Below are 7142 nucleotides of genomic sequence, written 5' to 3'. Positions count from 1 at the left end.
GCGGAAGAGGCGGCTGAAGCTGTCGTGGCTCGGCGCGCCATGCGGCAGATCGACGATCTGGGACAGCTCGGCTTCGTTCGCGACGGCGAAATCGGCAATGTCGACGCAAGTCTTGGCGCCGCACAATATCGCCGCAAGCGCAACAAACAGCATCGCCGCCAAATCATGCCGAGCGTTGAGGATCGCGAACCTCGCGAAAAACGGTGATCAGCGATTGCACCACAGGCTCCCTTCGAATCAGGAAGCCTCTTCAGAATCAACTTCTTCTTCGAACGCAACAGCCTCTACTCATACGCGATTCCCCTGGGGCGCGGGGGGGCGCGCCAGTAAGAGGCGAGCGGCAGCGCTATCGCGAAGGACGCGCCGGCGACCCGTTGCGCCATGAGCGGTCCTTCGGGCCGCTCAACGCTCGCGCTTCATCGCTGACGCTCGTTTGGAGGGCTTCAGCCGAGTCTTGGTGTTAGCGTTTGGTTAACCGCGACGGGTTACGCAAGGTCACGACGGACGGCGGCGCCATGGCGGTTTTGAACCTCTTAGAAGCGGCTGAACAGGCCGCGACCAGCAAAATCGACGTCTGGCGCGCCATCCAGGAGGGCGCGCTTCCAGCGCAGAAAACGAGCGATGGCGGCTACGCTATCGATCAGACCGACCTCTTCCGTGTCTTCGAAAGAAAACAGCCGGAACCCACGCCTCCGGAGCCGGCGCCCGCGCCTGACGAAGCCCCCGTTCCGAAAACCGACGAAGCGCCCGAACCGGCCGCACCCAACGATGTCTCCGTCGCCTTCGCCGCCCTTCAGGCCGAACTGAAAAGCCTCCTCGGCTCGCGTGGCGAGGCGGCCCCGACCGGCGAAGAAAAGCGGCGCGACGAACCCAAAGAGTGCTCCGACGCTGAACAGACCAACCGCCTGACCCCTGACCTCGCCGAAGAGAATGCGAAGGCCGGAGGGGTCATCGCCGAAGGCGCAGCGCAAGCGGACAAACTCGCCACGCTAGCCCAACCCCGGCGGACGTGGTGGCGCCGACTGGTGAGTTGAAAAGACGAAAGGCGCCGGAAGCCTCCGCCTACCGTCCGTGCCGGATCGATCACGCTTTTCGCCGCTTTGTCGGATCATCGCACGCACGTTGCGCGACGCGCCGCAGTTCGGGCTATGGTCGATAGCGACGGTCGTCGTGCTTTCGACGCCGGACGAGGTTGTCGCGAAACACAGGCCCTCGTTACAAAGTTGCCTCCGCCAGCCGCTCGCGCAAGGGCGGGACGGCGAAATCGATGAAGGCGCGCAGCTTCAGCGGCAGCCGATTTTGCGCGTCGTAGACGAGGTGCACCGGAGGCGGGGGAGGCTCGAACGCGTCGAGCACGATCGCCATGCGCCCGCTGCGCACGAAATCGACGACCTGATACGACAGCGCGCGGACGAGCCCGGCGCCGGAGAGCCCGGCCACGATCGCCGCGTCGATCGAGTTGACGCTCAAGCGGGCGCGAAACGTGACGGTCGTTTCGTCATCGCCGGACCCAAAGCTCCAGGAGGTGGGCGAGGACACGCTCTCCAGCGAAATCACGCTGTGCCGGGAGAGGTCCTCGGGCGTCCTGGGGACGCCGTTGGCAGCGAGATATTCGGGGCTGGCGCAGACTACGCGCCGGACCGACCCCAGCCGCGTCGCGATCAGGCTGCTGTCGGGTAGGGGGCCGATGCGGATCGCCACGTCGATCTGATCGTCCAGGAAATGAGCGACCCGATCCGTCAGCGCGAGCCCGACCGCGACGTCCGGGTAGGCGGCGAGGAAGCGCGTCACCACCGGCAGCACGTGCAACCGGCCGAACATTGTGGGGGCGGTGACGACGAGGTCGCCCTTGGGCTCCGTGTATTCGCCGACGGCGGCCCGTTCCGCTTCGGTCAGCTGCTCCAGGATCGCCTTGGCCGCCGTGACGTAGGAACGGCCCGCCGGCGTCAGCTCGAGCCCCCGGACGGATCGGATCAGCAGGCTGGCGTTCAGATGTTTCTCCAGCTCGGCGACTCTTCGGCTGACCGTCGCCAGCGGAAGGCCGAGTTTCCGGCTCGCCTTCGACAGGCTGCCGCTCTCCGCGGCCGAGAGCAGCACGGACATGGCGTCGAGGCGGTCCAAGAGCCTTCCGAAACTTGAGAGGTCGGTTCCCGATCCTACGGTCTGCCAGCCGATTTCGGAAGGGGTAACATGCGCCGATGTGAACACCACGTTCGCCGCCGAAATCATTCGGCGCCAAAATGGCGACAGGAGGTCTGATGACTGACCGGTTCCTGCAAACCCTCGAGACGCCCGGCATCCGCGCCGCCCGCGAAGCCAACGGCGGCGGCGGCCGGCTGGACACGATGGAGGCCGACCGCTCGCCCGAGCGGTTCTCCGCGAACGAGATCGCGTTCATCGCGGAGCGCGACAGCTTCTATCTGGCGACCGTGTCACAGACCGGCTGGCCATACATCCAGCACCGCGGCGGCCCGCCGGGCTTCCTGCGCGTGCTCGACGACCAGACGCTCGGCTTTGCCGACTTCCGGGGCAACCGGCAATATCTCACGCTCGGCGCCGTGGCCGACGACGATCGGGTCGCGCTGTTCCTGATGGACTACCCGCGCCGACGACGCCTGAAAATTCTGGCGCGCATGGCGGCGCACGGCCTCAAGGCCGAACCCGACCTTGCCGCTCGGCTCGCCACGCCGGGATACCGGGCCCTGGCCGAGCGCGGCTTCACCCTGACGCTGCACGCCTTCGACTGGAACTGCTCGCAGCACATCACGCCGCGCTTCACGGCGGCCGAGATCGAAACGGCCATCGCGCCGCTGCGCGATCGTTTGCGAGAGCTCGAGGCCGAGAACGCGCGCCTGCGTGGAAAACAGGAGTTCTCATCATGAAGCGCATGCTCGCGTCCGCGCTCGTTGTGTCCGCGGCTGCTCTCGCGTTCGCCGCCGGCGCGGCCAAGGCGCAACCGGTTGCCTCCGACTCGTCGACGACGACGTATCGGTTCGTCACGGTCGACGGGCTAAAAATCTTCTATCGGGAGGCGGGGCCGAAAAATGCGCCGACGATCCTGATGCTGCACGGCTATCCGTCGTCGTCGCGGATGTTTGCGACGCTGATCCCGCTGCTCGCCGACCGCTATCATCTCGTCGCGCCGGACTATCCGGGCTTCGGCGAGAGCGACGCGCCGCCGCCGTCCGAATTTGCCTACACCTTCGACCATCTCGCGAAAGTGGTCGACGATTTCACCAACGTCGTCGGACTCCGCGAGTACGTCCTTTGCCAGCAGGATTACGGCGGGCCGATCGGCATGCGGCTCGCCGTCGCCCATTCCGATCGCGTGCGCGCGATCATCGTGCAGAACGCGGTCGCGCACGTGGAGGGGCTCGGACCGGCCTGGGACATCCGCAAGGCGTTCTGGAAGGACCGCGCGGCTTATGAGGACAAGGTCATCCCCGGCTTCACGTCGCTGGAAGGCGCCAAGATACGTCATCTCGGCTCGTCGCCGCATCCCGAGCGCTACGACCCGGAGACCTGGGAGCGGGAGGCCGCGCTGTTGTCGAGGCCGGGCCAGCCGCAGATCCAGTCCGATCTTTTCTTCGACTATCAGACCAACGTCGCCGCCTATCCGTCCTGGCAGGCGTGGCTCAAGGATCGCCGGCCGCCGCTGCTTGTTCTCTGGGGCAAGTACGATCCGTCTTTCGCCTTGGCCGGAGCGGAGGCCTATCGGCGCGACGTGCCGGACGCGGAAGTCCATATCCTCGACGCTGGTCACTTCGCGCTCGACGAGAAGGTGGACGAGGCGGCGGCGCTGATCCGGGAGTTTTTGGCGAAGCGGAAGATATAGCCCGAGCCGCGGCCATCGGGCGCGGGAATTTGAATCGATTCTAATCTGGTCCCGCCGTTCTTGTCCGGCGTCCGGCCGCTTGTTATCGATCCTTCACGGCTGCACACCTTGACCCTGTGAGCCGCCACGGCCGCAGAGCGGGCTGCTCCCGGCTGCAAGGCGGATTGGCTATGGGCTCTGGTCGACGCCGCCATGGAGCCTCGCATGTCTCTCGCCCGCCCGCTGTCGATCTTCGCCCTCGCTCTCGCTGCGTCGTTCGGCATGGTTCAAGCGGCGTTCGCCGACGAACCGGTCAAATTGACGCTGACGCTGAAGGACCACAAGTTCTCACCGGCCGAGCCGACCGCGCCGGCGGGCAAGCCGATCGTGATCGAACTCGCCAATCAGGATGGGACGCCGGCGGAATTCGAGAGCAAGGCGCTGCGGTTCGAGAAGGTCGTCACGGCAGGCAAGACGATCACGGTGAACGTGCATCCGCTGAAGGCCGGGCGCTACCGCTTCTACGACGACTACCATGAGGCGACGACCGAAGGCTTTCTGGTCATCCAGTGACGGCTGAGGCTTTGCCATGCTCGGCGCCCTGATCATCGTCTTTCGCGAAATCATCGAGGCGGGCCTCATCGTCGGCATCGTGCTTGCGGTGACGAAGGGGGTGCGCGGCAGCCGGCTCGTCATCGGCCTAGGGGTCGCGGCGGGCGTCGTCGGCGCCTGCCTCGTCGCCGCTTTCGCCGGGGCGCTGGCGGAAGCGATGGCGGGGATCGGGCAGGAGATTTTCAACGCCTCGATCCTGCTCATTGCGGTCGTCATGCTGATCTGGCACAACGTCTGGATGGCGAGCCACGGCCGCGAGCTCGCGATGGAAGTGAAGGCGGTCGGCGAGGCGGTGCGCGCGGGCGGCCGTTCGATCGCCGCGCTCGGAATCGTCTGCGCGGTCGCGGTGATGCGCGAGGGCTCGGAGATCGCCCTCTTCATGTACGGTCTCGCCGCCTCGGCGGGCTCCACGACGGCCGACCTGATGATCGGCTCTGCTCTCGGGCTCGTGGCGGGCGTCGCAGTGACGGCGCTGACCTATTTCGGGCTCGTCACGATCCCGCAGCGGAAACTCTTCGCCGTCACGACGGCGCTGATCAGCCTGCTCGCGGCGGGTCTCGCGGCGCAGGCGGTTCTCTTCTTGCAGCAGGCCGGCGTGATCACGGTCCTCGGCGACACGGCCTGGGACATCTCGTCCATTCTCTCCGACACGAGTCTCTTCGGGCGCGTCCTGCACACGCTGATCGGCTACTCGGACCAGCCGTCGGTCTTGCAGGTCGTGGTTTACCTCGGGGTGCTGGCGATCATCGTCGCGCTGACCAAGACGGTCGGGGCGCGGCGCGCGCCGAGGCCCAAAGCCGTCGGCGCCGCGCCGGCGGAGTGAACCCCACTAACAATTGTTCACAAAAAAGGCGCCGGATGACCGCAAGGAGTCCAAGACCCCGACCTATAAGGCGTGAATGTGGCGCGAGGTCGGGCGGCCCACCCGCGCAGAGCGGAGGACGACCATGACGTCCACTTTTCACGTGTATTTCGGACCCGATGCGTTCGAAGCGCCAATCGAGGTCCGCCGCATCCGAACGAGCGACTGCTTCGCCGCGTTGCGGGAAGGCCTTGACGATTTCCTCGCGACGCCGACGCATCCGGCGTTCATTGGCATCTTCTACGCGCTCGCAGGCGTTGCGCTTGCCGCATTGTCGTCCTTCGGGAGCGCGCTGCATCTTGTCTTCCCGCTCGTGGCCGGCTTTGCGCTGGTTGGCCCGTTCTTCGCTGTCGGGCTCTACGAATTGAGCCGCCGGCGCGAAAGAGGCCGCGCGGCGTCGTGGCGGGACGCCTTCGCCGTGTTCCGCTCGCCCGCGCTGCCCTCCGTGATTGCGCTCGGCTTGCTTCTCCTCGCCGTCTTTGCGCTCTGGCTCGGAGTGGCGCAATTCCTCTACTTTTGGCTCTACGGGCCAAAGGCGCCCTCCGCCGCGATCCCGTTTCTGAACGACGTTCTCACCACCAGCCGGGGATGGACGCTGATCGTTCTCGGCTGCCTCATCGGATTCGGCTTCGCCGCCCTCTCGCTCTGCGTCAGCGTCATCTCGTTCCCGCTAATGCTCGACCGGGATGTCGGCTTGACGCCGGCGGTGATCGCGTCCGTGCGTCTGGCGCGGCAGAATCCCGGGCCCGTCGCGCTGTGGGGCGCCATCGTCGCGGCGGCGGTCGTCGTCGGCTCGGCGCCGCTGTTCATCGGCCTCGCCGTCGTCATGCCGGTCCTCGGCCATGCGACCTGGCGCTTCTACCGTCGCGCGGTTCAGCGCGACGCGGCGCACGAGGTCCCGATCGAGGACCCCACCGGCGAAGCGATCGTGGAGACGCCGTTGCTGAAGGAACTGTGGACCTTCCTCGACGTGCTCGACTTCTTCCGCAGAGGCCGGGTCTGAAACCGTCGCTCGCCGGCGTCGGGACGCGCGACGCCGCGGCCCGGGCTAACGGAGAGCGCGCGCCGCAGGCGCTGCGCCGGCCGAATTGCGATCGGCGGCGAATCTGCGGCTTTCATCGCCGACATGCCTTTTCGATCGTTTGCGGCGCCATGTCCATCGCGTCCTAACGGGCTGCCGCCACATGCCTCAAGGAGTGACGCCGCAGGCGGCGCGCCTCGACGAGCCTGCCCCGAGCATGGGGCGGGAACGCTCCAGCGCGCACCGCCGCAGCGGACGGGGCGCGCTGGGCAGCGGGCAAGTCGGTCAGGGATCGCAGACGCTCGTTAACCTTCCATAACTGCCATAAGAGTCTCGAACAACGTGGCATCGATCGGTCCCGTAGGCCAAGCCGCTATTGGCCGCGCTGATGAAGGGAGCGAACGGGTTCATGTCGCCGGAAACGTTCCCGTACCCTTCAACTGTCACAGGCGCCTGACCCGCAGGCGCGCTCATGGTGGTCTCCTGGGCTGCGGCTGGAGTAGCGGATACGACAGCGCAAACCGTGGCCGCCGACAGGAATGTCAAGACTAAGCGTTTCATTTGGATATCTCCGATGCTTGCGACAGGCTGCCGCCCTTGCGTTGATTCCTGGATCGCTCTGCACATAAGAGGCGAGCCAAGACCAATACTCGGCTTTGCGTTCTGTCGCTCAGTTAATTGGATAAAGGCCCCGCCGATTCAATGCGTTCTTCTGGCATACCAGAAACATACTTCTGGATGAGGGGGACACGACTATCGTATCCAGTTGCCGACTGCCGAGGTTGCGGATGCTGGGCGAACCCGGCAGTCGTGGAGCGGAAGGGCAGGAAGCC

At 66.1% G+C, this 7142-nt stretch carries 8 protein-coding genes; 6 read left to right on the top strand and 2 right to left on the bottom strand.

Annotated features, from left to right (window positions below):
• Positions 1-183 (bottom strand): transposase family protein (locus ACLP25_RS20565; RefSeq protein WP_442471012.1); only part of this gene is annotated, 183 nt, incomplete at its 3' end.
• A 332-nt stretch (positions 184-515) separates the two neighbouring features.
• On the opposite strand from ACLP25_RS20565, the gene ACLP25_RS20560 reads away from it, so the two are divergent.
• Positions 516-1034 (top strand): hypothetical protein, encoded by a 519-nt coding sequence (locus tag ACLP25_RS20560; RefSeq protein WP_442471011.1) that lies wholly within the window; start codon positions 516-518, stop codon positions 1032-1034.
• 181 nt (positions 1035-1215) lie between these two features.
• Here ACLP25_RS20560 and ACLP25_RS20555 read toward each other — a convergent pair whose 3' ends face one another.
• A complete protein-coding gene (locus ACLP25_RS20555; RefSeq protein WP_442471010.1) occupies positions 1216-2121 on the bottom strand; it encodes a LysR family transcriptional regulator in 906 nt (301 codons plus the stop codon).
• A 137-nt stretch (positions 2122-2258) separates the two neighbouring features.
• Between ACLP25_RS20555 and ACLP25_RS20550 the strand changes: the two genes are divergently transcribed.
• From ACLP25_RS20550 to ACLP25_RS20530, 5 genes are all read left to right on the top strand, one after another.
• Positions 2259-2882, top strand: a complete 624-nt coding sequence (locus ACLP25_RS20550) for a pyridoxamine 5'-phosphate oxidase family protein (protein WP_442471009.1) — start codon at positions 2259-2261, stop codon at positions 2880-2882.
• Entirely contained in the window at positions 2879-3835 is a 957-nt protein-coding gene (locus ACLP25_RS20545; RefSeq protein ID WP_442471008.1) for an alpha/beta fold hydrolase, read from the top strand. Before ACLP25_RS20550 ends, ACLP25_RS20545 begins: the two co-directional genes overlap by 4 nt.
• Positions 3836-4039: 204 nt before the next feature.
• On the top strand, positions 4040-4387 hold the full coding sequence (locus tag ACLP25_RS20540; RefSeq protein ID WP_442471007.1) for a cupredoxin domain-containing protein: 348 nt from the start codon (positions 4040-4042) through the stop codon (positions 4385-4387).
• A gap of 16 nt (positions 4388-4403) precedes the next feature.
• Positions 4404-5249: an FTR1 family iron permease gene (locus ACLP25_RS20535; protein WP_442471006.1), complete on the top strand. Its 846-nt coding sequence runs from the start codon at positions 4404-4406 to the stop codon at positions 5247-5249.
• Positions 5250-5373: 124 nt separating this feature from the next.
• Positions 5374-6291: a DUF2189 domain-containing protein gene (locus ACLP25_RS20530; RefSeq protein WP_442471005.1), complete on the top strand. Its 918-nt coding sequence runs from the start codon at positions 5374-5376 to the stop codon at positions 6289-6291.
• Positions 6292-7142 lie beyond the last annotated feature (851 nt).

The sequence above is a fragment of the Roseiarcus sp. genome, assembly GCF_052145395.1.
GTDB lineage: Bacteria > Pseudomonadota > Alphaproteobacteria > Rhizobiales > Beijerinckiaceae > Roseiarcus.
The sequence above is the reverse complement of the archived record's forward strand: the minus strand, read 5'-3'. Positions and strand labels throughout refer to the sequence as shown.